The sequence below is a fragment of the Streptomyces sp. NPDC021562 genome, from assembly GCF_040640875.1.
Classification (GTDB): Bacteria; Actinomycetota; Actinomycetes; order Streptomycetales; family Streptomycetaceae; genus Streptomyces.
Genome location: NZ_JBFACN010000018.1, coordinates 151338 through 176397, shown reverse-complemented (window position 1 = coordinate 176397; position 25060 = coordinate 151338). Strand labels below are relative to the sequence as shown.

Sequence of the window (25060 nt, the reverse complement as noted above, 5' to 3'; positions counted from 1 at the left end):
CAGATGCGCAACGAGGGACTGGGGTCCTGGCCCGCACGCCGGGCCCGCAAGACCCCGCACCGTACGGCGCTGGTGCACGACGGCCGGGCGGCCGACTACCGCACCCTGCACCAGCGCACCACCCGCCTCGCCCACGCCCTGCGCGGCCGGGGTGTCCGCCGCGGCGACCGCATCGCCTACCTCGGCCCCAACCACCCCGCCTACCTGGAGACCCTGTTCGCGGCCGGCACCCTCGGCGCGGTCTTCGTCCCGCTCAACACCCGCCTGGCGGGCCCCGAGATCGCCTACCAGCTCTCCGACTCCGGAGCCAAGGCCCTGCTCTACGGCCCCTCGCACACCGGTCTCGTCGCGGGCCTGCCCGGCACCAGCGACGTCCGCACCTACGTCGAAGTCGGCCCCGAGTACGAGGAGCTGCTCGCGGGGGCGGCCGACGACCCGATCGACGAGCCCGTCGGCCCCGACGACACCTGCGTCATCATGTACACCTCGGGGACGACAGGACGCCCCAAGGGCGCCATGCTCACCCACGGGAACCTCACCTGGAACGCGCTCAACGTGCTGGTCGACACCGACCTGATCGCCGACGAACGCGCCCTGGTCTCCGCCCCGTTGTTCCACACGGCGGGCCTCAACATGCTCACCCTGCCGGTCCTCCTGAAGGGCGGCGCGTGTGTCCTGGTGGAGTCCTTCGACCCGGCCGCGACCCTGGACCTGATCGAACAGCACCGGATCACCTTCATGTTCGGGGTGCCGACCATGTTCGACCAGGTGGCCCGGCACCCGCGCTGGCCGGACGCCGACCTCTCCTCCCTGCGCATCCTCACCTGCGGCGGCTCCCCGGTGCCCACCCCGCTGATCGCCGCGTACCAGGAGCGGGGCCTGACCTTCCTCCAGGGCTACGGCATGACGGAGGCCTCGCCCGGCACCCTCTTCCTCGACGCCGAGCACGCCGTCGGCAAGGCGGGCTCGGCGGGCGTGCCGCACTTCTTCAGCGACGTCCGGGTGGTACGGCCCGACCTGACCCCGGTCGACGTCGGCGAGCCCGGCGAGGTCGTGGTCCGCGGCCCCCACGTCATGTCCGGCTACTGGGGGCTGCCGGAGGAGACGGCGGCCTCCTTCGCCGACGGCTGGTTCCGCAGCGGGGACGCGGCCCGCGTCGACGAGGACGGTTACGTCTACATCGTCGACCGCCTGAAAGACATGATCATCTCAGGTGGGGAGAACATCTACCCCGCCGAGATCGAGGACCTGCTCCTCGCCCACCCCGACGTCGTGGAGTGCGCGGTCATCGGGGTGCCGGACGACAAGTGGGGCGAGGTGCCGCGCGCGGTGGTGGTGCCCCGGGAGGGCGCCGACCTCGACCCCGACGAGGTGCTGGCCTCGCTGTCCGGCCGGCTCGCCAAGTACAAGCTCCCCAAATCGGTGGTGCTCGCGGACGAACTCCCGCGCACCGCCTCCGGCAAGCTCCTCAAGTCCCGGGTGCGCAAGCGCTACGGCACCACCTCATGAGTAAGGAAAGCGACATGGGCGTCACCGTCAACGGTCTCGACGAACTGAAGAAGCTCGCGGGCAGCGACCTGGGCACCGGCGAGTGGATCGAGGTCACCCAGGAACGCATCGACACCTTCGCCGACGCGACCGGCGACCACCAGTGGATCCACGTCGACCCCGAGCGGGCGGCCGCGGGCCCCTTCGGCGCCCCGATCGCCCACGGCTACCTCACCCTGTCGTTGTTCATCCCCCTGTTCACCGAGCTGCTCGACGTCCAGGGTGTCACCACCAAGGTCAACTACGGCCTGAACAAAGTGCGTTTCCCCGCGCCGGTGAAGGTCGGCTCCCGGATCCGGCTGGCCGCCCGCCTGGCGGAGGTCGAGGACGTGCCGGGCGGGGTCCAGATCGCGGTCGACGGGACGATCGAGATCGAGGGCGCGACCAAGCCCGCCGCGGTGCTGCAGAGCCTGTCGCGGTTCTACGCGTAAGGCTCCGTCGAGCTCAGTCCACCACGTCCACGAAGATCGGGTTCGAGTAGAACCACGTGTCCGCCCACGGGTCGCCGTTGCCCGGCTCGTGGGGGATCGGCCCGTGCGGGTCGATCGAGGCACCCAGGTAGCCCGTGCCGTGGCGGTTGCCGTCGCTGCCGCGCAGCCGGACGTAGCAGGACTCGTCGCCCACGGTGAGCGGGATCCGCAGGGTGTAGGTGCCCTTGCGGCCGGACACGTCCTTCGACCCGACGACCCTCGTGTCGGGCGCCCGCCAGGTGTCGCGGTCCGCGACCGGACCGCGCACCGCGCCCCGGATGACGTCGACGTGCGCCAACTGGGGCAGGATCCCCTGGGCGTTGACCCGGGACGCGGTCGTCACCGTCACGTTCAGGGTGAGCCGCTCGCCCTTGCGGACCCGCAGCCGTCCGCCGAGGGTGACACCGTCACCGTGGTCGCAGTCCCGCTTCAGCCGGACCTCGAGACCGTCGAGCAGGTGCCCGTGGTCCAGCCAGACCCGGCCCGCGCGCAGGCCCGCCATCACCGCGCGGTACCCGTAGCGGGTGACGCCGACGTGCGTACGGCTGAACTCGCCGGGCCAGAAGTCGCTGCCGGGCTGCGGGGTGTCGGTGTTCACCGGGTCGGGCAGCTTGCCGGTGTTGTCGAAGTTCTGCCCGGCCGGCCAGTCGCCGTTCTTCCAGGTGTCGAAGACCGTGCGGTGGTTGTCGGAGTTCGTGGTGATCGTGAAGAGGCGCCCCTCCGACAGCATCGCGTCCCAGAGGCCGCCGACCGTGGCCGTCGCCCAGTCGAAGCCGCCGTAGGTGAGGTACGCGTCCGCCGGATAGCCCGCCCAGGACTGGGCGGAGGGCTTGTTCTCGTACTCGCCGCGGATCGAGGTCGCACCGCGCCAGCCCGGGATCGCCGCGCCCTGGGCGCCGGGCGCGCCCTCCATGCCGATCATGATCTCGGCGGCCTCCTCGTTCCCCCCGCCCCACCCTGCGTCCCGCCAGTTGCGCAGCTCGTGCGGCGAGTCGATGCCGAGGCGCAGCGGGTGGTTGGCGAGCACGAGGACGTCGTCGACGTAGCCGGTGCGGCGCTGTTCGGCCAGCCACTGGATGGCCTTGACCGCGTGCGCCTCGTTGCGGGCGGTGTCGGCCGCGCCGGCGGAACCCTCGGTGTAGTTCAGCAGCTTGCCGTCGTAGGCCAGCTCGAACTGGGTCAGCAGGTCGGTCTCGTGCGGCCCGGGCGCGGCGAACACCGTGCAGTGCTCGGCGGCCGGGATGTACCACTCCAGGCCCTGGAAGATCAGCTGGCGCGGGTTCGCCGCACGGGCCTTGAGGATCTCCGCGTGCTCCAGCTCGGCGCCGTAGTGGGCGTGTCCGAAGTTGGAGTGCTCGTTGAACACCATCCAGTCCAGGCCGTACGTGGCGGCGGCCCGGGCCTGCTGGGTGAACGTGTACTTGGCGTCGTGGCTGTACACGGAGTGGACGTGGTGGTCGCCGACCAGGTAGGCGAGGCGCGGGTCGGCGCCGCCGAGGCGCGGCCGGGCGGGGGAGGCGGCGACCGCGGGGGTGGCGGCGGAGCCGAGGGCGAACGCGGCGCCGAACAGGCCCGCGCGGCGCAGGAGTCCGCGCCTCGACATGCCCTGGGCGTCCAGCTCGGCGGCGGAGACGGCGGGGTCGGCCCAGGTGGGCAGCTGCTGCTCGGTCATGAAGATGATCCTCGTCACGCGGGTCAGTGGGTCATGAAGGAGGAGACGGGCAGTGCCCGGGAGACGATCCGCACGTCGCCGAGACGGCCGTACAGGATCTGGTCGATCTTGTCGGCGTAGGTGTAGCCGCCGAGCAGCCAGGGCGCGCCGACCGAGGTGATGCCCACCGCGGCGGCCTTCGGGTTGCGGACCACCGGGCAGCCGTCGACGTACAGGGTGGTGTGCCTGCCGTCGTTGACGACGGCGAGGTGGGTCCAGGTCTCCAGCGGTGTCTCCTGGCCCCAGTTGGTCGCGATGCCCTCCTGGTTGAGCGGGCGCATCGCCCACTGCGGCTCGCGGTCGTTGGACAGCGAGAGGGTGGCCACCGGCTCGTCGGGGTCGTCACCGGTCTTGCCGGCGGCTCCGCCGGTGCCCCGGCGGCTGACGACGCCGGCCCACGCGTTGTGGCCGGGGTCCCAGTCGGCGGGCAGCCGGAAGAACGCCTCGATGGTGTAACCGTCCTTGAAAGTCGCCGTGTTGAGCGGTGCGCCGCTGACCGTCTGGAGGTAGGCGCCCTTCAGCGGCGACTTGTACCCGGTGAACTCCAGGCTGCCGTGCGCCGGCTGGTCCGGGTGGTGGTCCGCCGACCAGCCGAGGGTGCCGCCGCCCACCGAGACCACGGTGAGGTCGTTGCCGTTGCCCGACAGGTCGCGGACGGTGCCGGAGACCGCCGAGTCGAACCGCCAGTACGCGGCCGTGCCCCGGACCAGCAGCTGCGAGGCGGGGCGGGCCGGGCGGGCGGGCACCGGGTCGAAACCGGCGAACCGGTCCGCGAAGTCGATGCCCACGGAGAACCGGTCGGCGTCGCCGCTGAGTTCGATCTCCTGCCGCTCCAGCTCGTTGAGGCCCTTCCCGGCCCGGCCGAGGATCCACGGCGAGACCGTCTCCACGTCGATGACGTTCCGGTCCAGGTCGAAGTGGTAGAGGCGGATCATCGCCGCGCCGCCGAAGTACCGGTTCTGGTAGTTGGTCAGGTGCAGGTGGACCTCGTTGCCCGCCGCGTTCCTGCGGGTGGCGCGACCGGCCGGCCAGTAGTGGCCGTTCAGGGTGAGGAAGATCTGGTCGTGCTCGTCGACCAGCTGGTCCCACAGCTGCTGCCCGTACGACGACAACGTGTCGTCCGCCACGACGAGTTCGTGCGTGGTGAGGATGACCGGCGTCTTCGGGTGCCGGGCGATGACGTCCTTCGCCCAGGCGTACCCCTTCGCCGACAGCCGCCAGTCGAGCGCCAGCACGAGCCACTCGCGCCCGGCCGCCCGGAACAGGTGGTAGGAGTTGTAGCCGTCCGGGGAGGCCCCGCCGAACGTCGGCCTGTCCTTGAACCGCTGCGGGCCGAACGCGTCCAGGTAGGGCGACGCGCCGCGCTGGTCGTCCGTGGACGACGTGATGTCGTGGTTGCCGGCCAGCACGCTGTAACCGACCCCGCGCCGGTCGAGGATCCGGAACGCCCCGCTGATCGCGTCGAACTCCTCGACGGCCCCGTTCTGGGTGAGGTCGCCCAGGTGGGACAGGAAGACGATGTTGTCCTCCTCGGCCTGGTCCAGCAGGTACCGCAGCGAGGCCTCGACGGGCGCCGGGTCGATGCTCGGTCCGTCGAAGAGGTACTGGGTGTCGGGCATCACCGCGAGGGTGAAGCGACGGCTCTCGGTGTCGGGCCGTCGGCGGGAGCCGGCGGACGCCTCGGCGGCGGCCGGCACGGCGACCCCGGCGCCCGCGGCCGTGGCGGCGGCGCCCAGCAGCGCGGTGGCCCTGAGGAAGGTACGTCTTCCGGCTCCGGCCTGCGCGGCCTCGCCCTGGAGGGGGTCATGCGAAGTACACACGAGTGCTCCGTGAGTGTGCAGAAGTGACGGCGGAGGGCGTGGGGGGATCTCAGCGGACGCGCAGGGTCCAGCTCCAGCGGTGGACACCCGGGGCGACGAGGTAGGAGGGGAAGGTGTCGGGGCCGCACGAGGCCGTGCCCAGGCCCCGGTGCGCGGCGTCGATGTGGACCACGCAGCCGGCCCGCGGCACGAGTTCGTCGTGGTGCGTGACGGCGGTGAGGTCCTCGGCGCGGTAGCGGCTGACGCAGACCTGGCGGGGTTCGTCCAGCTCGACCGCGAGTACGGTGGCGTCCGGCGCCGACAGGGTGAACCGTCGTACACCGTGCCGGCCGCCGCTCTCCTGGGGCCGCAGGTAGGGGGTGAACAGCTCGTCCACCGGCAGCCGGTGGTGTCCGACGGGGGCTCCGGCGGCGCGGTCGGGGTACGACTCCCAGGGACCCTGACCGAACCAGTCCAGCACGTCGAGCCCGGCCACCGTCTCGAAGACCGAGCCGACCCGTGCCACGTCCGAGAACTCCTCGGGCAGCTCGGCCGACTCGTCGACCCGGACACCGCCCTCGACCGGTGTGAACTCCTGCCGGTGCCGCACCACCCCCACGGTGCCCGCGTACTGCGCGACCACGGCCACCGAGCCGCCGTCCCTGCGCACCGAGACCACCTTGCGCACCAGCCGGTCCAGCCCCCAGGCCCGCCAGCGCGACGCCATCCCGCCGAGTTCGTCGTTGTCGGTGGGCGCCCGCCACAGCGAGAGCGTCGGCGCGGCCGTCAGCAGCGGGTGCCGCAACAGCCCCTCCCTGTCCACCTCGACGGCGGGTCCCGCCGCCACCGGCCGCTCCGGCGCGTGTGCCGCCCGGATCCGGATCCCCGGCGCGCAGACCTCCGTACCGGCCGGCGCCCACGCCTGGTCCTCGGCGACCGTCACCCGCAGGGTCAGCCAGGCCTCCCCGCCGTCCGCCGGCACCGCGAACGGCAGCGGTACGGCCGCGGTCTCGCCGGGCCGCAGCTGCGGCAGCCGCGCCGGACCGGTCAGGGTACGGCCGTCGGCCAGCGCCAGCTCCCAGGTGCCCGTCAGCCAGTCGAGACCCCGGAAGTGCTGGTGGTTGGCGAGGACCACGCCCTCGTGCCGGAAGCACCGGATGCGGACCGGCGCCGCGACCTCCCGGTGCTCGTACATCGCGGGCTTGGGGGTGCGGTCGGGGAAGACGATGCCGTCCGCGACGAACGCCCCGTCGTGCAGGGCCTCGCCGAAGTCGCCGCCGTACGCCCAGCGGTGGCCGGGCGCGGCGACACCGTTGTCATACAGTCCGGCGCCCGTGCGCCCGACCGGTCTTCCGTCGCTCACCCGCTGGAGAATTCCGTGGTCCCAGAACTCCCAGATGAACCCGCCCTGAAGACCCGGAGTGGACTCGATGGCGGCCCAGTGGTCGGCGAGCGTGCCGTTGCTGTTGCCCATGGCGTGCGAGTACTCGCACTGGATCAGCGGTTTCGTCTGCTCCCCGGACAGCGCGTGCGCCACGCAGTCCTCCAGCGGCGCGTACATCGGGCAGGCGATGTCGGAGGCCACGTCCGGGTCGGCCCAGCCGCGCTTGGCGGCGCCCTCGTACTGGAGCGGCCGGGTCGGGTCGTGCCGTCGTACCCAGCCCGCCGCCGCGTCGTGGTTGGCGCCGTAGTCGGACTCGTTGCCCAGCGACCAGATGATGACCGAGGGGTGGTTCTTGTCGCGCAGCACCATCCGTGAGACCCGGTCCACGAAGGCGTTCAGGTAGCGCGGGTCGTCGGCGATCTCGTGCGCGTGGTCGTGGGACTCGATGTCCGCCTCGTCCACGATGTAGAAACCCAGTTCGTCGGCGAGGTCGTACAGCGCGGGGTCGTTCGGGTAGTGCGAGGTGCGGATCGCGTTGAACCCGAACCGCTTGAGCACCACCAGGTCGGCCCGCATGTCGTCGTACGACACCGTCCGCCCGGTCAGCGGGTGGAAGTCGTGCCGGTTGACCCCCCGGACGAACACCCGCTCGCCGTTGACCAGCAGGTCCCGGCCGACGATCTCGACGTCGCGGAAGCCGACGCGGTGGTACGAGGTGTCGGCGACCGTGCCGTCCGCGCGGTGCAGCCGGACGGTGAGCCCGTACAGCTCGGGCTCCTCCGCGTTCCAGGTGCGCACCTCGGGCACGACCGCGTGGATGCGGGCCTCCCCCAGGAAGTCGGAGACCCGGTCGTCCTCGGCGTTGCGCCGGTCGAACCCGGCGTCCTGCGCGAGGAGCATCCCGTCCAGGTCGGCGGTGACGTACCAGCCGCCGGGCAGCGCCCCGCGGTCGTCGCGCACCAGGCAGTCCACCCGCAGTTCGCCGTCCCGCCGGGCCCGTACGGTCACGTCCGCGAGCCGCAGCGGGTCGGTCGCGTACAGCAGCACGGAGCGGGTGATCCCGCCGTGCCACCAGTGGTCCTGGTCCTCGATGTGCGTCGCGTCCGACCACTTGACCACGGTCAGCCGCAGCACCGACCGCTCACCGGGGCTGACGAACGCGGTCAGGTCGAACTCGGCGGCGAGGTGCGAGTCCTTGGAGACGCCGACCGGCCGCCCGTCGACGTGCACGAGCAGCACGCTCTCCGCCGCGCCCACCTGGAGCACGATCCGGCGCCCCGCCCACGCGGCGGGGACGTCCAGCTCACGCTCGTAGACCCCCGTCGGGTTCGTGGCGGGGGAGTGCGGCGGGAACTCGGGAAACGGCATCCGCACGTTCGTGTACTGCGGCAGGTCGTCGGTGTCCTGCACGGTCCAGGCGCCGGGCACGTGCGCCGTCGCCCACGCACCGCCGACCGGCGCGTCCGGAGCCGGCAGCAACTGGAAGCGCCAGTCGCCGTCCAGGGGGAGCGCTCCGGAGCGCCGGTCGACGGCGTTCATGGGCAGACGCCCCCAGGAGGTCACCTCGGGTGCCTCCCAGGGGCGGACGGCCACCAGCGGGTCCGTCACTTGATGGCTCCCTTGGCCAGGTCGCCGATGATCTGCCGGGCGCCGATCGCGAACACGATCAGCAGGGGAACGAGGGCGAGGAGTGCGCCGGTCATGACCATTCCGTAGTCGGTGGTGCCGTGGGTGCCGTTGAGCTGGGACAGGGCCACCTGGAGGGTGACGTTGTCCGGGTTGGTGAGGGCGATCAGCGGCCAGGCGTAGTCGTTCCACTGGCCCATGAAGGTGAAGATGCCGAGGAAGGCGAGGCCCGGCCGGACCACCGGGAGGGCCACGTGCCAGTACTGGCGCAGGAAGTGCGCGCCGTCGATGCGGGAGGCGTCGAGGAGTTCGTCGTGGATGGCGCCCTTCATGTACTGGCGCATCCAGAAGATCCCGAACGCGTTGGCCGCGGCCGGCACGATCAGCGAGGTCATCGAGCCGATCCAGCCCAGCTTCGCCATGATCACGAACTGCGGGATCGCGGACAGCTGCGCCGGCACCATGAAGATGACCATGAGCAGCGCGAACAGCACGTTCTTGCCGGGGAAGTCGAACTTGGCGAACACGAAGGCCGCCAGCGAGTCGAACAACAGGACCAGGAAGGTCACCGAGCCCGCGACCAGCAGCGAGTTCCACATCGAGCCGAAGAAGTCGATGGTGTCGAACAGACCGCGCAGGTTCTCCAGGAAGTGCGTGCCCGGCAGCAGCTTCGGCGGGTAGGAGAAGATCTCCGACGAGGTGTGCGTCGACATGATCACGGCCCAGTAGAACGGGAAGGCCGAGAGCAGCAGACCGACGACGAGTACGGCGTGCAGGGCGATGCCGCGGCCCCGGGTGCCCTTGATGGCCCTGGGCCGGCGGGTTCCTTGGATGGATGCCATGGTGTGCGGCCCCCCTAGTCTTCGCCCCGGCGCTGCAGCAGGCGCCAGTTGACGACGGAGAAGATGATCACGACGAGGAAGATGCCCCACGCGACGGCGGCGCCGTAGCCGAAGTCGTTGTTGTCGAAGGTCTGCTGGAAGAAGTAGAGGACCATCGTCTGGCCCGCGTGGCCCGGACCGCCCGCGAACGTCGAGTCGTTGGAGGTGGTCTGGAGCAGCACCTGCGGTTCGGAGAAGCTCTGCAGGCCCGTGACCGTCGACACGACGAGCACGAACAGCAGGACCGGCCGCATCATCGGCAGCGTGATCCGGAAGAAGGTCTGCACGGGACCGGCGCCGTCCATCCGGGCCGCCTCGTACAGTTCGCCCGGAATGGTCTGCAGGCCGGCGAGGAAGATGATCGCGTTGTAGCCGGTCCACTGCCAGGTCATCAGGGTGGCGATGGCGACCTTGATGCCCCACGGGGTGTTCAGCCAGGCCACCTGGTCCAGGCCGACCGCGTTGAGGAAGGCGTTCACCAGGCCGAAGTTGGTCGAGAACACCGAGCCGAAGATGATCGCGACGGCGACCACCGAGGTGACGTTCGGCAGGAAGTAGGCGAACCGGTAGACGTTCTTGAAGCGGACCGCCGAGTTGAGCATCACGGCCGTCACCATCGCCAGGAAGATCATGGGGAAGGTGGCGAGCGCCCAGATGAGAAGGGTGTTGCCGACGGCGGTCCAGAAGTCGGTGTCGCTCAGCAGGTACCGGTACTGCGACAGGCCCGCCCACTCCATCGAGCCGAGGCCGTCCCAGCGGTGCAGGGAGACGTAGAGCGAGAAGCCGACCGGGACCAGACCGAAGCAGACGAAGAGCAGGTAGAAGGGGGAGATCGCGGCGTAGAGGTGCCAGTACCTGCGCAGCCCCGTGCGGGGGCCGGGCGCCGGCGGGCGCGCCACGCTCGGCGCGGGCTTCTCCAGTGCGGTGGCCATCAGTAGGTCACCCCCAGGTGCTTGGCTATGCGCCGGCATTTGCTCATGGCGTCCTTCCAGGCCTGGTCGGGGTTCTTGCCGAGGACACCGACGTTCTTGATCTCGTCCTTCAGGGGCTGGGAGAGCGCCACGTCGAACGGGCTGTTGTAGGCGACCGCGATCTTCTGCGCGGCGGGCCCGAAGACGTCCATGGTGACCTGGCCGCCGAAGAACGGGTCGGGCTCGCGCAGCGTCTTCATGGCGTACGACGCCGGGGTGGAGGGGAAGAGTCCCGCGTCGACGAAGCCCTGCGCCTGGTTGGCGGCGTCCAGCATCCAGGCGATGATCCGGAACGCCTGCTCGGGCTCCCGGCAGGCCTTGGTGATCGACAGGAACGAGCCGCCGTTGTTGGACGGCCGTACCGGCATCTGCGCGACCCGCCACTTCCCCTTGGTCTTCGGGACGCCCGACTTGATGTCGTTGGTGGCCCAGGAGGCGTTGAGCTGGCTGGGCAGCTTGCCGTCCTGGAGCGCGGAGAGCTGGTCCGGCGTCCCGCTGACCAGGTCGGAGACGATCCCGCGCCGCTTGGCCTCCACGGCCAGCGCCCACGCCCGGCGCACGTGGTCCTGGTCCCCGATGAAGGTCCGGTCCTTGTCGACGTACCGCTTGCCGCCCTGCTGCACCACGTTCTCGAAGATCGAGTTGACGTCGGTGACCAGGGACGTCCCCGGGAGCCGCTTCTTCAGCTGCTCGCCCGCCGCGAAGAACTTCTCCCAGGTGTCCAGCTCGGCCGTGACGTCGGCGGGTTCGTACGGCAGCCCGGCCCTGCGGAAGACGTCGTACTGGTAGTAGTGCGCGACCGGGCCGCAGTCGATCGGGAAGCCGACCATCGTGCCGTCGTCGGCGATGCCCTGCTCCCACTTCCAGGACAGGAAACGGGACCTGTAGGTGTCCGCGCCCAGCGTGCGCAGGTCCACGAACTGGTCGGCGTCGGGCAGGTAGGACGCCATGTCCTCGCCCTTGAGCCCCGCGATGTCGGGAATGTGGGCCCGGCCGGTCATCGTGGTGAGCAGTTTCGACCGGTAGTAGCCGCCGATCTTGACGGCCCTGAGGTCGACGCTCGCCCCGTAGCGGGCCTTCGCGTTCGTGACGACGGTGTCACCCAGGCCGCCGTCCCAGTACCACAGGACCATGTTCCGGCCGGTGGAACCGGTCGGAACGGCACAGCCGGACGCCAGGCCGCCGAACGCCGTGGCGGCCGTACCGGCCAGGCCCGCGCGCAGCAGGCCTCTACGTGAGAGCCGCACAGCTCCCACCGCCTTTCGGATCTTTTCGGGACTTCACATGAGCGTGGGGGGTGGGGTCAGTGCGACCGTGCGGGGGGAGTCACGGGGGCGTACCGCACCGGCGGCCCGGGGTCGGCCGGGAGCCGGTCGGCCAGGAAGCCGTAGGCACGCTTGAGGCCGGGGTCGGTCAGCGACCGCCACCAGCTGTCGACGCCGTACCAGCCGGGGGCCGCGAGTGCCCCGCCGGGCCGGCCGACGGAGAGCCCGGCGGCCAGTACGGCGAACCGCAGCCGCTCCTCCAGCGGCCAGCCGCCCAGCGAGGCGGCCACGAAGCTCGCCCCGAAGACGTCCCCGGCGCCCGTCGCGTCGAGGACGTCCACGGCGAGGGCCGGGACCTCCGCGTACTCCCCGGTGTGCTGGTCGACGGCCAGCGCACCGGCACCGCCGCGCGTCACCACCGCCACCGGGACCAGCTCGGCGAGCGTGCCCAGTGCGGCCATGGCGCTGTCGGTGCGGGTGTAGGCCATCGCCTCGGCCTCGTTCGGCAGGAAGGCGTGGCACAGCGCGAGCTGGTCGAGGAGGGCGCGGGACCACTGCTGGGTGGGGTCCCAGCCGACGTCGGCGTAGACCTGGGTGCCGTTCGCGGCCGCCTTGGCGATCCACTCGCGCGGTTCGGCCTCCAGGTGCACCAGCGCGGTACGCGCCTCGGGCGGGTCGCCCATCAGCGCGTCCTGCGAGTACGGCGGCGGGGAGCCGTGGGTGACCAGGGCGCGGTCGTCGCCGTGCGCGAGCGAGACGGTGACCGGGGTGGGCCAGCGGTCACCGACGCGGGACAGCGAGAGGTCGACGTTCTCCTGGTCGCTCAGGACGTCCCGGCAGTACGCGCCGTAGAAGTCGTCGCCGAAGACCGTGGCCAGCGAGGTGCGCAGGCCGAACCGGGACGCGGCCACCGCGAGGTTCGCGATGCCGCCGGGGCCGCAGCCCATGCCCGCCGTCCAGATCTCCTCGCCCGGTGTCGGCGGTTTCCCGAGCCCCGTCAGGACGAGGTCGTAGAAGAGCAGCCCGGTCAGCAGCACATCGGGCCTGTCGTCGTCCACGCGCGCAGCCTCTCGTCAAATCTCGTCATTTCGATGACCGGAATCGTGCGCCGCTCTGTGAGATTGGTCAATACCCGAGCAGAACTGAGCATGGATTTGATTGAAGATGACGAGTAGTGTTCGTCGCGTGCTGGCAGAACGACGACATCAACTCATCCTGCGGGCCCTGCGCTCGGGCGGCCCCGCGGCCGTGACCGATCTCTCCGAGCAACTGGGTGTGAGCCCCGCCACGATCCGGCGCGACCTGCTCAAACTGGAAGAGGACGGACTGCTCACGCGGGTGCACGGCGGTGCCGTCGCGGAGGAGGGCGACCAGCCCTTCGCCGAGGTCGCCGAGGTGCGCGTGCCTGAGAAGGACGCCATCGCGGCGCGCGCGGCGGCCCTCGTCGCCGACGGCCAGTCGGTGCTCCTGGACATCGGCACGACGGCCTACCGGCTGGCCCGCCAGCTGCACGGCCGCCGGCTCACCGTGATCACCAGCAACATGGTGGTGTACGAGGAGCTCGCCGACGACGAGGGCATCGAGCTGGTGCTGCTCGGCGGCATGCTCCGCCGCGAGTACCGTTCCCTGGTCGGTTTCCTCACCGAGGACAACCTGCGCCAGCTGCACGCCGACTGGCTCTTCCTCGGCACCAGCGGAGTGCGCCCCGGCGGGCAGGTGATGGACACGACGGTCGTGGAGGTGCCGGTCAAGCGCGCCATGATCAAGGCGAGCGACAAGGTCGTCCTGCTCGCCGACGCCGCCAAGTTCCCGGGTACGGGCATGGCGAAGGTCTGCGGTCCCGAGGACCTGGACATGGTGGTGACCGACGCGCCGGTCGACCCGGCGACCCGTGCCGCCCTGGAGGAGGCCGGTGTCGAGATGGTCCTGGCAGGAAAGGCTCAAGCGTGAAACTGACGATTCTGGGTGGCGGCGGGTTCCGGGTGCCGCTGGTGTACGGCGCACTGCTGACCGACCGCGGTGAGGGGCGGGTCACCGAGGTCGTCCTGCACGACCTCGACGCCGGACGGCTGTCCGCGGTGGCCCGCGTCCTGGCGGAGCAGGCGGCCCTCGTTGCCGACGCTCCCGCCGTGACCGCCACCACCGACCTCGACGCGGCCCTGCGCGGCGCCGACTTCGTCTTTTCCGCGATCCGGGTGGGCGGCCTGGAGGGCCGTGCGGCCGACGAGCGGGTGGCCCTGGCCGAAGGTGTCCTCGGCCAGGAGACCGTCGGCGCCGGCGGCGTCGCCTACGGCCTGCGGACCGTCCCGGTCGCCGTGGAGATCGCCCGGCGGGTGGCCCGGCTCGCCCCCGACGCCTGGGTCATCAACTTCACCAACCCCGCGGGACTCGTCACCGAGGCCATGTCCCGCCACCTCGGCGACCGCGTCATCGGCATCTGCGACTCCCCGGTCGGCCTCGGCCGACGTATCGCCCGGGTGCTCGGCGCGAACCCCCGCGAGGCCTGGATCGACTACGTCGGCCTCAACCACCTCGGCTGGGTGCGCGGCCTGCGCGTCGCGGGCCGCGACGAGCTCCCGCGCCTGCTCGCCGACCCCGACCTGCTCGGCTCCTTCGAGGAGGGCAAGCTCTTCGGCGTCGACTGGCTGCGGTCCCTCGGCGCGATCCCCAACGAGTACCTGCACTACTACTACTTCAACCGCGAGGCCGTCCGTGCCTACCAGCAGGCCGAGAAGACCCGCGGCGCCTTCCTGCGCGACCAGCAGGCGCACTTCTACGAGGCGGTCGCGGACCCGGGCTCGAAGGCCCTGGACGTCTGGGACCGCACCCGCGCCGAGCGGGAGGCCACCTACATGGCCGAGAACCGGGAGACGGCCGGCGCCGGCGAGCGCGACGCCGACGACCTGTCCGGCGGCTACGAGAAGGTCGCCCTGGCCCTGATGCGGGCCATCGCCCGCGACGAGCGCACCACGCTGATCCTGAACGTCCGCAACCGCGACACGCTCTCGGTGCTCGACGGCGAGGCCGTCATCGAGGTCCCCTGCCTGGTCGACGCCAACGGCGCCCACCCGGTCGCGGTCGCCCCGCTGCCCGACCACGCCACCGGCCTGGTCTGCGCGGTCAAGGCCGTGGAGCGCGAGGTGCTCGCCGCCGCCGAGTCCGGCTCCCGTGCGACGGCCGTCAAGGCGTTCGCCCTGCACCCGCTGGTGGACTCGGTGAACGTGGCCCGCCGGCTGGTCGAGGGGTACTCCGAGGTCCATCCGGGCCTCGCGTATCTTAAGTAGTCAGCCGCTCGGAAAGCGCTTTCCATCCCTCTTCTGGAGACTTCCATGCACGACGAACGCCGCCGGATCGAGGAGCGCGTAGAGCGCCTCCAGAACCAGCGCATCAGGCCCGCGATCCACGCGGCCGCCGTCCCCTTCGAGGTGACCGCCTGGCAGGCCCCGGGCGAGCCGGTCCCCTTCGAGGAGGCCGCGGCCGCCCCCTACGAACCGTTCGCCATGGACACCCCGTGGGGTCCGCCCTGGGGCACCACCTGGTTCCGGATGCACGGCCGGGTGCCCGCCGAGTTCGCGGGCCGCCGGGTCGAGGCCGTCATCGACCTCGGGTTCGTCGGCGACTGGCCGGGCAACCAGGCCGAGGCCCTGGTCCACCGCACCGACGGCACCCCGCTCAAGGCGGTCAACCCCCTCAACCAGTACGTGCCGATCGCCAACCCGGCGGCCGGAGGCGAGGTGATCGACTACCTGGTGGAGGCCGCGTCCAACCCGGACATCCTCGCCAACGACTTCCGCGAGCCCACCCTCCTGGGTGATGTGCTGACGGCCGGCGACAAGCCGCTCTACACCTTCAAGCGCGCCGACATCGCCGTCCTGGACGAGAACGTCTGGCACCTCGACCTCGACATCCAGGTGCTGCGGGAGCTGATGCTGGAGCTCGGCGAGCACGACCCGCGCCGGCACGAGATCGCGCACGCCCTCGACCACGCGATGGACCTGCTGGACCTGGACGACATCTCCGGTTCCGCGGCCGCCGTCCGCGAGGCCCTGAAGCCGGCCCTGTCCAAGCCCGCGCACGCCAGCGCGCACATCATCTCCGGCGTCGGCCACGCGCACATCGACTCGGCCTGGCTGTGGCCGATCCGCGAGACCAAGCGCAAGACCTCCCGCACCTTCTCCAACGTGACGTCGCTGGCGGACGAGTACGAGGAGTTCGTCTTCGCCTGCTCACAGGCCCAGCAGTACGAGTGGGTCCGCGACAACTACCCGCAGGTCTGGGCCCGCATCCAGGAGTCCGTGAAGAAGGGCCAGTGGGCCCCGGTCGGCGGCATGTGGGTCGAGTCCGACGGCAACCTCCCCGGCGGCGAGGCGATCGCCCGCCAGCTCGTGCACGGCAAGCGGTTCTTCATCGAGCACTTCGGCATCGAGACCAAGGGCGTCTGGCTGCCCGACTCCTTCGGCTACAACGCGGCCTACCCGCAGCTCGCCAAGCTGGCCGGCAACGAGTGGTTCCTCACCCAGAAGATCTCCTGGAACCAGACCAACACGTTCCCCCACCACACCTTCTGGTGGGAGGGCATCGACGGCACCCGCATCTTCACGCACTTCCCGCCCGTCGACACCTACAACGCCCGCTTCAGCGGCGAGGAGATGTCCCGCGCGGTCCGCAACTACGCGGAGAAGGGCGCCGCCACCCGCTCCCTGGCCCCGTTCGGCTGGGGCGACGGCGGTGGCGGCCCCACCCGCGAGATCATGGAGCGGGCCCGCCGCCTGAAGGACCTGGAGGGCTCCCCGCGCGTCGAGGTCGAGCACCCGGACGCCTTCTTCGCCAAGGCCCGCGCCGAGTACGAGGACGCCCCGGTCTGGGTCGGCGAGCTCTACCTGGAGCTGCACCGCGCCACCTACACCTCGCAGGCCCGCACCAAGCAGGGCAACCGGCGCAGCGAGCACATGCTGCGCGAGGCCGAGCTGTGGGCGACGACGGCCGCGCTGCACGCGCCCGGCTACCGCTACCCGTACGAGAAGCTCGACCGGCTCTGGAAGACGGTCCTGCTGCACCAGTTCCACGACATCCTGCCGGGCTCCTCGATCGCCTGGGTGCACCGCGAGGCCGAGGCCGAGTACGCCCGCGTCGCCGAGGAGCTGGAGGCGCTCACCGCCGAGGCGGTCGCGGCGCTGGGCGGCGGCACGGCCCGGGTCTTCAACACCAGCCCCTACGACCGCGCCGAGGTCGTCCGCGACACCGCCGGCACCCCGGTGTACATCGAGGTCCCCGCGAGCGGCAGCGCCCCGCTGACGGCCGCCGCCGAGGCCCCGAGGGCCGTGACGGTCGAGGGCCGGGTCATCGACAACGGACTCGTCCGGGTGGAGATCGCCGAGGACGGCACCCTGTCGTCGGTCCGCGACCTCCGCGCGGACCGCGAGGTCCTCGCGGGCCCGGGCAACCTGCTCCGCCTGCACACCGACCTCCCGAACTACTGGGACGCCTGGGACGTCGACAAGCACTACAAGAACCGCTACACCGACCTGCTGGAGCCCTCGGAGATCACCGTCGTCGACACGGACCCGCTGCTCGGCTCCATCCGCGTCACGCGCCCGTTCGGCAACGGCTCCACGATCGTCCAGACGATCACCGTGCGCGCCGGCAGCCCCCGGATCGACTTCGAGACGGACATCGACTGGCACGAGGCCGAGAAGTTCCTCAAGGCGGGCTTCCCGGTGGACATCCGGGCCGCGCACTCCTCCGCCGAGATCCAGTTCGGTCACGTGCAGCGGCCCACGCACACCAACACCAGCTGGGAGGCGGCCCGTTTCGAGGTCTCGGGCCACCGCTGGGTGCACGTCGGCGAGCCCGGCTACGGCGTCGCCGTCATCAACGACTCGACGTACGGCCACGACGTCTCCCGCACGGTCCGCGAGGACGGCGGCACGACCACCACGGTCCGGCTCTCCCTGGTGCGCGCCCCGCGCGTCCCGGACCCGGGCGCCGACCAGGGCCGCCACCGCATCACCTACTCCCTGCTGCCCGGCGCGGACATCGAGGACGCGGTCGCGGCCGGCTACGCCCTCAACCTCCCGCTGCGGGTGGCGGACTCGGCGGGCGAGCCGGAGCCGGTCGTCTCGGTGGACGGCGACGGCGTGACCGTCGAGGCGGTCAAGCTCGCCGACGACGCCTCCGGCGACGTGGTGGTCCGGCTCTACGAGTCCCGTGGCGGCCGTGCCCGGGGAGTGCTGCGCACCGGCTTCCCGCTGGCCGGCGCCCAGGTGACCGACCTGCTGGAGCGCCCGCTGGAGGACGCGGCCACCGACGGCGACTCCGTCGCGGTGGAGCTGCGCCCCTTCCAGATCCTCACCCTCCGGCTGCGCAGGAGCTGACCGCATGGCCATGCAACCGTGGTTCACGGACGCCAAGTTGGGGATCTTCGTGCACTGGGGCATCTACGCCGTCGACGGGGTCCAGGAGTCCTGGTCCTTCTACGACGACATCGTGCCGCACGACCAGTACATGTCCCAGCTGGACCGGTTCACGGGCGCGGCGTACGACCCGAAGGCGTGGGCGGACCTGTTCGCCCGCGCCGGCGCCCGGTACGCCGTGCTGACCAGCCGCCACCACGACGGAGTGGCCCTGTGGGACACGAAGTTCGGTGATCTCAACCTCGGCCGGGACTACCTCGGCCCCTACGCCGACGCCCTGCGTGAGAAGGGACTGAAGGTCGGCCTGTACTACTCGCACTCCGACTGGAACCACCCCGACTACGCGTCCACGCGCAAGCCGGGCCGGCCGCCCGAGCAGGAGGACAACCGCTACTCCGAAGTCGCGGCCGAGGACGAGGACCTGGCCGCCTGGGACCGCTTCCTCGCCTACCGGGACGGCCAGGTGACGGAGCTGGCGTCCCGCTACCGGCCGGACCTGATGTGGTTCGACGGGGAGTGGGACCGCAGCGAGGAGCAGTGGCGGATCCCCGAACTCGCCGCGCTGATCCGCTCGTACGTGCCGCAGGTCGTCTTCAACGCGCGCATGCTCAGCGAGGGCGACTACGCCACCCCCGAGCAGGGCGCCCCCGTCGTGCCGCCGGACGGCCCCTGGGAGCTGTGCCTGACGATCAACGACTCGTGGGGGTACCAGCACCACGACCACAACCACAAGTCGCTCGCCCAGCTGATCCGCTACTTCACCGAGACCATCGGGGGCGGCGGCAATCTGCTGCTCGACGTCGGCCCCATGGAGGACGGCACCATCCCGCAGCCGCAGGTGGAGCGTCTGGAAGGGCTGGGGGAGTGGATCCGGCGGCACGCGGAGGCGGTGTACGGGACCGGCCGCGGGCTGCCCGCCGGGCACCACTACGGGCCCAGCACCCTCTCCGCCGACCGGCGCACCCTGTACCTCACCCTGTTCGACGTGCCGCGCGCCGGGATCGGGGTGCGCGGCCTGGCCACGAAGGTCAGGAAGGTCACCGTGGTGGGCAGCGGCACCGAGCTCGGCCACCGGGTGGTCGGCGGCCTGCACGAGGCCGTCGGCGTGCTGTGGATCGACCCGCCGGCCGCGGCCGACCTCGACCCGTACGCCACCGTCCTCGCCGTCGAACTGGACGGGGAGCTGGAGCTGTACCGGGGGCCGGGACGGTTCTGACCGGAAACGGGCAGGCCACGGCGGCTTTCGGGTCGCCGTGGCCTTCGGTGCTCAGCCGGTGAAGCCGGCCGTGATCGAGGTGAACTGCCAGTCGTTCTGGCTGATGCCGGAGCAGTTGCTCACCACGCCGCCGCCCGCGCAGCCGCGGTCCCGGTTGACCGCCCAGAACGCGAGCCGGGCGATGTGGTGCGAGTTCCCCCAGTCACGGATCTGGGTCCAGATCGCCGGGGTGGTGTTCTCCTGCTGGTCGGACAGTCCGTTCATGCCGGAGATCCCGATGTGCGCGTAGGCCGTCGCGTCGTCCCAGCCGAACGTGGACTTGAGCTTGGCCTTCAGGCCCTCGGCCGCGTTCACCGTGTTGCCGTACATGTCGGAGCCGCCGCCGAAGTCGAACGGCATGATGGTGAAGACGTCGATGTCTGCGCCGATCGACTGGGCCTGCTCGATCAGCCGGTTGCCGTAGTACGTCGGACCGGTGGTGGACGTCCCGAAGGTGACGATCGTCCGCAGGCCCGGGTTGTTGGCCTTGACCGTCTTCAGGGCGGTCAGGATCTTGGCCTGCACGGCCTCGTTCTCGAACTCGTCCGTGTTCTCGATGTCCATGTCGACGGACTTGAGACCGTAGGCGTCGACCACCTTCTGGATCGCCCCGGCCAGCGCGCTCGCGGAGGAGCAGTTGGCGCCGAGCTTGCTGCCCTGCCAGCCGCCGAACGACGGGGTGACGTCACCGCCGGCCGCCCGGATCTGGTTGATCGCGGTCTGGTCGACACCTCCCGTGAGCGACCTGCTGCCGTCCCAGGCCGGGGTGCAGCCGCCCGAGTCCAGCACGAAGGCCATCGTGAAGTTCTTGATGCCGGTCGCGTTCATCACGGTCGCCGGGTTCGGCGGGTCGCCCCAGCCCTCGTAGAGATAGGGCGCGGCCTGCTTGAAGCCGCTCCCGCCGCCGGTGCCCGCGCTCGTGGTCACCGACACCGCGTTGGAGGCGGCCGACACGTTCCCGGCCGCGTCCCGTGCCTTCACGGTGAAGGTGTACGCCGTGCTCGCCGCCAGTCCGCTCACGGTGGCGGAGGTCCCCGAGACGCTCGTCGCCAGGGTCGACCCGCGGTAGACGTCGTACGCCGTGACCCCGACGTTGTCCGTCGCGGCCGACCAGGCCAGCGACACGCTCGACGAGGTCTTGCCCGTCGAGGTCAGGTTCGTCGGCGCGGTCGGCGCCTGGGTGTCGGAGCTGCCGCCGGGGCCGTCGAGGCTGATGTCGTCGGCGTAGTAGGTGCCCTGGGCGTACCACCCGTGGACGTAGATCTGGGCGCTGGTCTGCGTGGCGCCGGTGGTGAAGGAGACGGTCAGCTGACTGTACGAGGACGCGGAGGTCGTCCAGGTGGAGGCGCCGCCGGTCACCCCGAGGTAGACGTACGAGCCGCGCACCCAGCCGCTGAGCGAGTACGTGGTGTCGGGCTGCACCGCGACGGTCTGGGTGCACTGCGCGGTGTCGCTCGAACTCGCCGCCCCGGCGAGGGCCTTGGCGCCGCCGTGCACGGGGGAGGAGACGACCGAGCCGAGGTTCCCGGAGCAGGACCAGGGCGACAGACTTCCCGACTCGAAGCCGGGGTTGGACAGGACGTTGGCCGCCTGCGCGGTGCCGGGCAGCGCGATGGCCCCGGCGAGTGCGAGGGCGGCGGATCCGAGCAGGGCGAGTATCCGGTGTCTGGAACGTCCGAGTGGCTTGCGCACGCGATCTCCCTGAGGGGAAGGGGGTGTTCGGGAGTGCACGAAGGTGCGAGTGCAGGGTGTGCGCAACCAAGTTGGTATGGACCAATCCGCCTGTCAAGAAGGCGGGCGGAATTGGTCCAGACCGGTGGGGCGTCTTTCTCGCGTCTCCGCGGGCTGTTCTCCCGCGGCGGTGCGGGGTCAGGCGGCGGACGGGACGACGACGACCTTGCCGTGCACCGCGCCCTGGGCGGCCCGTGCGTGCAGGGCCGGCAGCTCGGCCAGCGGCACCCGCTCGGCGACGTCGACGCGCAGCTCGCCGCGGTCGACCAGCGCCACCAGCTGCGCCAGCTGGTCGGCGTCACTGCGGACGAACAGGTCGATGCCCCGCACCTCGCGCTCCTCGTCGCCGGGGGCGGGCATCCACACGGTGGTGTTCACCAGGACGCCGCCGGAACGGACCAGGGGGACCAGTGCGGCCAGTTCTGCCGGGTCGACCGGGGCGAGGTTGAGTGCGACGTCGACCGGTTCGGACACCGCCTCGGGCACGCGGGTGGTGGTGTGGTCGATCACCTCGTCGGCGCCGGCGGACCTGACCGCGTCGCCGCTGTGCGGACCGGCCGTGGCGATCACGTGGGCACCGGCGTTCTTGGCCAGCTGCACGGCGTAGCCGCCGACCGCGCCGCCGGCGCCGTTGATCAGCACACGCTGCCCGGCCGTCAGGCCGCCGTGGTCGAACAGGGCCTGGTACGCGGTCAGCCCCACCAGGGGCAGGGCGGCGGCGTCCGCCAGGGGGAGGCCCTTGGGTGCGGACGTGAGGACCTCGGCCGGCGCGAGGACGTACTCCGCGGCGGCGCCGGGCTTGTCCATCGGCAGGAAGCCGACGACGTGGTCACCGACCGCGATGCCGTCCACGCCCTCGCCCAGCGCGTCGACCGTGCCGGCCACGTCGATGCCTGGGGTGTGGGGCAGCTCCACCGGTATGGGGCCGCGCATGAAGCCGCCGCGGATGTTGCCGTCGACTGGGTTGAACGAGGTCGCGGCGACGCGGACGCGGACCTCGCCGACGCCGGGCACGGGCAGTGCCACGTCCTCGTGACGCAGGACGCCGGGCTCGCCGTACTCGTGGAAACGCACTGCCTTCATGACGGTTCTCGCCTTCGTGTTGGTCGCAGGTGCTTCGAATTCGAAGCAACTGGGGATGACCGTACAGCTACTTCGAATTCGAAGCAAGTGGCTGCACCACACTCTTCGAATTCGAAGCAGTAGACTCCGGTCATGCCTGATCCGTCACCGTCGCTCGACCCCGTGCAGCTCGGCGCCTACTTCGACCTCGTCGAGGTGACCAGCCTGCTGAGGCACGCGGTCGAGCAGCAGCTGCGCGAGGCCGGTGATCTCAGCTATGTGCAGTTCCAGCTGCTGGCCCGTCTCGGGGACTCGCCGACGGGCAGCCACCGCATGACCGACCTGGCCGACGGCGTCGTCTACAGCCGCAGCGGCCTGACGTACCAGGTGGGTCTGCTCGAGAAGGAGGGCCTGGTCGTCCGCGCTCCCGCACCGGACGACGAGCGGAGCATCACCGTCACCCTCACCGACGCCGGACGGGAGCTGCTCGCGAAGGTGCTGCCGGGTCACGTCGAGGTCGTCAACGGCCTGTTGTTCGCACCGCTCACGCCCGACGACGTCCGGGCTCTCGCCGATCTGCTGGCGCCGGTACGCGAGCACATGCGCTCGGCGCCGCCCCGCTCGGCCGCCTCTCGCCGCCGCCCCAAAGGCGGAGCGTGAGGGCCCGCGTCGTCACGCCGGCGGCTGATTCCCGCCCGACCTGCCTCCGAGGAGACGACCGCGATGATTCCCGATGACGATCCGTCCCGTTCGCTGACCGTGGCCCACCCGGACGACCCCGGCACGACGTACGTCTCGCTGGTGGGCAACACGTACGCCATGCTGATCACCGGCGAACAGACCGACGGCCGGTACTGCCTGATCGACATGCGCGTGCCCGACGGCGGCGGCCCGCCCCCGCACCGGCACGACTTCGAGGAGATGTTCACGATCCTGGAGGGCGAGATCGAGTTCACGTTCCGCGGCGTGAAGCACACGGTGCGGGCCGGTTCCACGATCAACGTGCCGGCCAACGCACCGCACCACTTCCGCAACGTCTCGGGAGCGCCGGCCCGCATGCTGTGCATGTGCACCCCCGCCGGCCAGGACGAGTACTTCCTGCGCATCGGCGACGTCGTCGCGGGCAAGGACGCGCCGCCGCCGCAGCTGTCGCAGGAGGAGCTCATGGAGCGCCGCCGCCGCGCGGCCGAGCTGGCCGAGACCTACCGGAGCGAGTTCCTCTAGGGCGTGTTGCGAAAGTCCCGTCGTCCGCCCGGAGGGCGGGCCGCGCGGCGTCAGGTGCGTGCTCTCGGCGTGCCGGGCCCTGATCCACGTACTGGATGTACTTGGGTCAGGGCCCGGTGCGGCGAGAGTGCGTGCATGGCGTCGCGCGGCAGGCGGGACTTTCGCAACACGCCCTAGCCCGAGCGCAGGTGGACAGGGAGCCGGAGCGGGCGGTGCCCGACCGGATGCCGTCGGGCGGGCGCGGCGGACTCCCGGCCCGCCGCCCTGCCCGCTCGGGCTCGCGTGCACCGAGCCCGGCGCGGTGCCGCTCGGGCACTGCCGGGCTCGGGGGGGCGAGCCCGGGGCCCTTGCCTAGAGCGGCAGCGCCGCGGCCGCGGTGTCGACCGGCTCCATCTCCACGGGCAGCGTCGGCGCCGGCATGACGTCGGCCTCCTCCCGGGGCACGGGCACCGACGGCAGCACCGGCTTCGGCCCCGACACCACCGCGTAGTCCTGCCCCAGGAACGGCGGCTCGATCACTCCGGGGTCCTCGCCCAAGGCCAACTGCACAGCGGCCCACGGGGCGTTGACCCCGCACAGCGACAGCTGGTGCAGGCCGCCCGCAGGGCGCGTGTTGACGTCGAGCAGCACCGGCTCGTCGCCGAACATCCGGAACTGGATGTTGGAGAGGTAGTGCAGCCCGAAGCCCTCGGCGATGATCCGCGCCGGCGCCAGCCACCGCTCGTCCAGCGTGAAGCCGCGCCGACGGCCCTTCTTCGTCCGGCCCACGGCCAGCCGGAGCCGGTTGTCCGGCCCGGTAAGGCAGTCCACGGACACCTCCGGCTCCTCGAGCCGCGGCATCACCAGCCAGTTCACCGGCTGCTCCGCCTGCCGCAGCGCGTCCACGACCAGGTCGAGCTGGACGTGCGGCCCGGGGAACCCGTTGAGGTGGAGGAGCGAGAAGGGGGCGCGGGTGATCACCCGGAATCCCACCCCACCCGCACCGGTGGCCGGCTTGAAGCAGGCCTTGTGCCCGCCCGCCTCCAACGCCTCGACCGCGGCCACCAGTTCGTCCGCGGTGCGGACCCGGAACCACGGCGGCACCGGGACCCCCACCGAGCTGACCGCGTCGTAGGCGGTCGCCTTGTCCTCGAAGACGGCGGTGCCCTCCGGCGTCGGCGCGAGCAGCGCCGTACCGGCCGACTCGAAGTCCGCCCGGTGGGCCACGATCGTCGACTGGTGCAGCCGGGGCACGAAGACATCGATGCCACGGCGCCGGCACTGGTCGAGCGCGTACTCGACGTAGCCCGCCGGGGACAGGCCCTCCGGCTCCAGCTCGGCGGTGTCCGCGGCGGCCAGCACGGGGGAGTCGGCGTCGCCGTGCGTCGCATGGATCTCGACCGCCCGGTCGCTGGGATTTCTCCGCAGCTGCTCCATGAAGAACACGTTCTCCGCGTACGTGCGGTTGAGCCAGACGCGTACGCGAGAGCGCATTAAAGCCGCCTTTCGGGGTTTTCGGGCAGGGGTCAGCGGGCCCGTGCCCGGGCAGGGTGGTTGGAGGGTCACCAAACCGCCCTGTACGAAGGGAAGTTCGTGGCGGTGGTGTTGGGGGGATCATACGGCTTCCGAGGGGCCCCGCGTGCAACGCGAGTGTTACGGATTTCCCCGACCTGTCCACCCGTGTTTTCCTGCGCCGTCCCCGCCGGTTTCCTTGACGGTCCGACGGCAGGCCGAGAGGGCC

18 protein-coding genes are annotated in these 25060 nt (G+C 71.3%); 8 read left to right on the top strand and 10 right to left on the bottom strand.

The features are described from left to right. Positions 1–3 precede the first annotated feature (3 nt). Together AB0G52_RS27250 and AB0G52_RS27245 are read left to right on the top strand one after the other, a co-directional pair. Positions 4–1509: a long-chain fatty acid--CoA ligase gene (locus AB0G52_RS27250; RefSeq protein WP_361339531.1), complete on the top strand. Its 1506-nt coding sequence runs from the start codon at positions 4–6 to the stop codon at positions 1507–1509. A 14-nt stretch (positions 1510–1523) separates the two neighbouring features. Then, entirely contained in the window at positions 1524–1979 is a 456-nt protein-coding gene (locus AB0G52_RS27245; RefSeq protein WP_132887662.1) for a MaoC family dehydratase, read from the top strand. A gap of 13 nt (positions 1980–1992) precedes the next feature. Here the strand turns inward: AB0G52_RS27245 and AB0G52_RS27240 are convergent, their stop codons facing one another. From AB0G52_RS27240 to AB0G52_RS27210, 7 genes are read right to left on the bottom strand one after another with little or no spacing between them, the layout of a single operon-like run. Continuing rightward, positions 1993–3690 (bottom strand): histidinol-phosphatase, encoded by a 1698-nt coding sequence (locus tag AB0G52_RS27240; RefSeq protein ID WP_361339528.1) that lies wholly within the window; start codon positions 3688–3690, stop codon positions 1993–1995. Positions 3691–3713: 23 nt separating this feature from the next. Continuing rightward, complete coding sequence (locus AB0G52_RS27235) at positions 3714–5549, bottom strand: LamG-like jellyroll fold domain-containing protein (protein WP_361339525.1); 1836 nt, start codon at positions 5547–5549, stop codon at positions 3714–3716. Positions 5550–5598: 49 nt separating this feature from the next. Next, the gene (locus AB0G52_RS27230) at positions 5599–8520 is read right to left on the bottom strand and encodes a glycoside hydrolase family 2 TIM barrel-domain containing protein (protein WP_361339522.1); all 2922 of its coding nucleotides are present in this window, start codon (positions 8518–8520) and stop codon (positions 5599–5601) included. Next, entirely contained in the window at positions 8517–9380 is an 864-nt protein-coding gene (locus AB0G52_RS27225) for a carbohydrate ABC transporter permease (protein ID WP_361339519.1), read from the bottom strand. The genes AB0G52_RS27230 and AB0G52_RS27225 overlap by 4 nt, the downstream gene beginning before the upstream one ends. A gap of 14 nt (positions 9381–9394) precedes the next feature. Beyond that, positions 9395–10351 (bottom strand): sugar ABC transporter permease, encoded by a 957-nt coding sequence (locus tag AB0G52_RS27220; protein WP_361339516.1) that lies wholly within the window; start codon positions 10349–10351, stop codon positions 9395–9397. Beyond that, the gene (locus AB0G52_RS27215) at positions 10351–11637 is read right to left on the bottom strand and encodes an extracellular solute-binding protein (RefSeq protein WP_361339513.1); all 1287 of its coding nucleotides are present in this window, start codon (positions 11635–11637) and stop codon (positions 10351–10353) included. The genes AB0G52_RS27220 and AB0G52_RS27215 overlap by 1 nt, the downstream gene beginning before the upstream one ends. 56 nt (positions 11638–11693) lie before the next feature. Continuing rightward, positions 11694–12713, bottom strand: a complete 1020-nt coding sequence (locus tag AB0G52_RS27210) for a carbohydrate kinase family protein (protein WP_132887147.1) — start codon at positions 12711–12713, stop codon at positions 11694–11696. A gap of 127 nt (positions 12714–12840) precedes the next feature. Between AB0G52_RS27210 and AB0G52_RS27205 the strand changes: the two genes are divergently transcribed. The 4 genes from AB0G52_RS27205 to AB0G52_RS27190 are packed head-to-tail and all read left to right on the top strand — an operon-like array spanning position 12841 to position 19284. Further along, positions 12841–13605 (top strand): DeoR/GlpR family DNA-binding transcription regulator, encoded by a 765-nt coding sequence (locus AB0G52_RS27205; RefSeq protein ID WP_361339510.1) that lies wholly within the window; start codon positions 12841–12843, stop codon positions 13603–13605. Beyond that, positions 13602–14939 (top strand): 6-phospho-beta-glucosidase, encoded by a 1338-nt coding sequence (locus AB0G52_RS27200; RefSeq protein WP_132887149.1) that lies wholly within the window; start codon positions 13602–13604, stop codon positions 14937–14939. Before AB0G52_RS27205 ends, AB0G52_RS27200 begins: the two co-directional genes overlap by 4 nt. Positions 14940–14984: 45 nt before the next feature. Further along, positions 14985–18029: a glycoside hydrolase family 38 C-terminal domain-containing protein gene (locus AB0G52_RS27195; RefSeq protein ID WP_361339507.1), complete on the top strand. Its 3045-nt coding sequence runs from the start codon at positions 14985–14987 to the stop codon at positions 18027–18029. A gap of 4 nt (positions 18030–18033) precedes the next feature. Then, complete coding sequence (locus tag AB0G52_RS27190) at positions 18034–19284, top strand: alpha-L-fucosidase (RefSeq protein WP_361339504.1); 1251 nt, start codon at positions 18034–18036, stop codon at positions 19282–19284. A gap of 51 nt (positions 19285–19335) precedes the next feature. Here the strand turns inward: AB0G52_RS27190 and AB0G52_RS27185 are convergent, their stop codons facing one another. Both AB0G52_RS27185 and AB0G52_RS27180 read right to left on the bottom strand, forming a co-directional pair. Next, a complete protein-coding gene (locus AB0G52_RS27185; RefSeq protein WP_132887152.1) occupies positions 19336–21015 on the bottom strand; it encodes a carbohydrate binding domain-containing protein in 1680 nt (559 codons plus the stop codon). A gap of 177 nt (positions 21016–21192) precedes the next feature. Then, positions 21193–22137: an NADP-dependent oxidoreductase gene (locus AB0G52_RS27180; RefSeq protein ID WP_132887153.1), complete on the bottom strand. Its 945-nt coding sequence runs from the start codon at positions 22135–22137 to the stop codon at positions 21193–21195. 132 nt (positions 22138–22269) lie between these two features. On the opposite strand from AB0G52_RS27180, the gene AB0G52_RS27175 reads away from it, so the two are divergent. Both AB0G52_RS27175 and AB0G52_RS27170 read left to right on the top strand, forming a co-directional pair. Continuing rightward, complete coding sequence (locus tag AB0G52_RS27175) at positions 22270–22776, top strand: MarR family transcriptional regulator (protein WP_361339500.1); 507 nt, start codon at positions 22270–22272, stop codon at positions 22774–22776. Between the two features lie 63 nt (positions 22777–22839). Further along, positions 22840–23340 carry a cupin domain-containing protein gene (locus tag AB0G52_RS27170; protein ID WP_361339497.1) on the top strand — a complete coding sequence of 167 codons (501 nt, stop codon included), beginning with the start codon at positions 22840–22842 and terminating at the stop codon, positions 23338–23340. Positions 23341–23691: 351 nt separating this feature from the next. On the opposite strand, the gene AB0G52_RS27165 is transcribed toward AB0G52_RS27170, so the two are convergent. Continuing rightward, positions 23692–24813, bottom strand: a complete 1122-nt coding sequence (locus tag AB0G52_RS27165) for an ATP-grasp domain-containing protein (protein WP_361339494.1) — start codon at positions 24811–24813, stop codon at positions 23692–23694. Between the last annotated feature and the right edge of the window lie 247 nt (positions 24814–25060).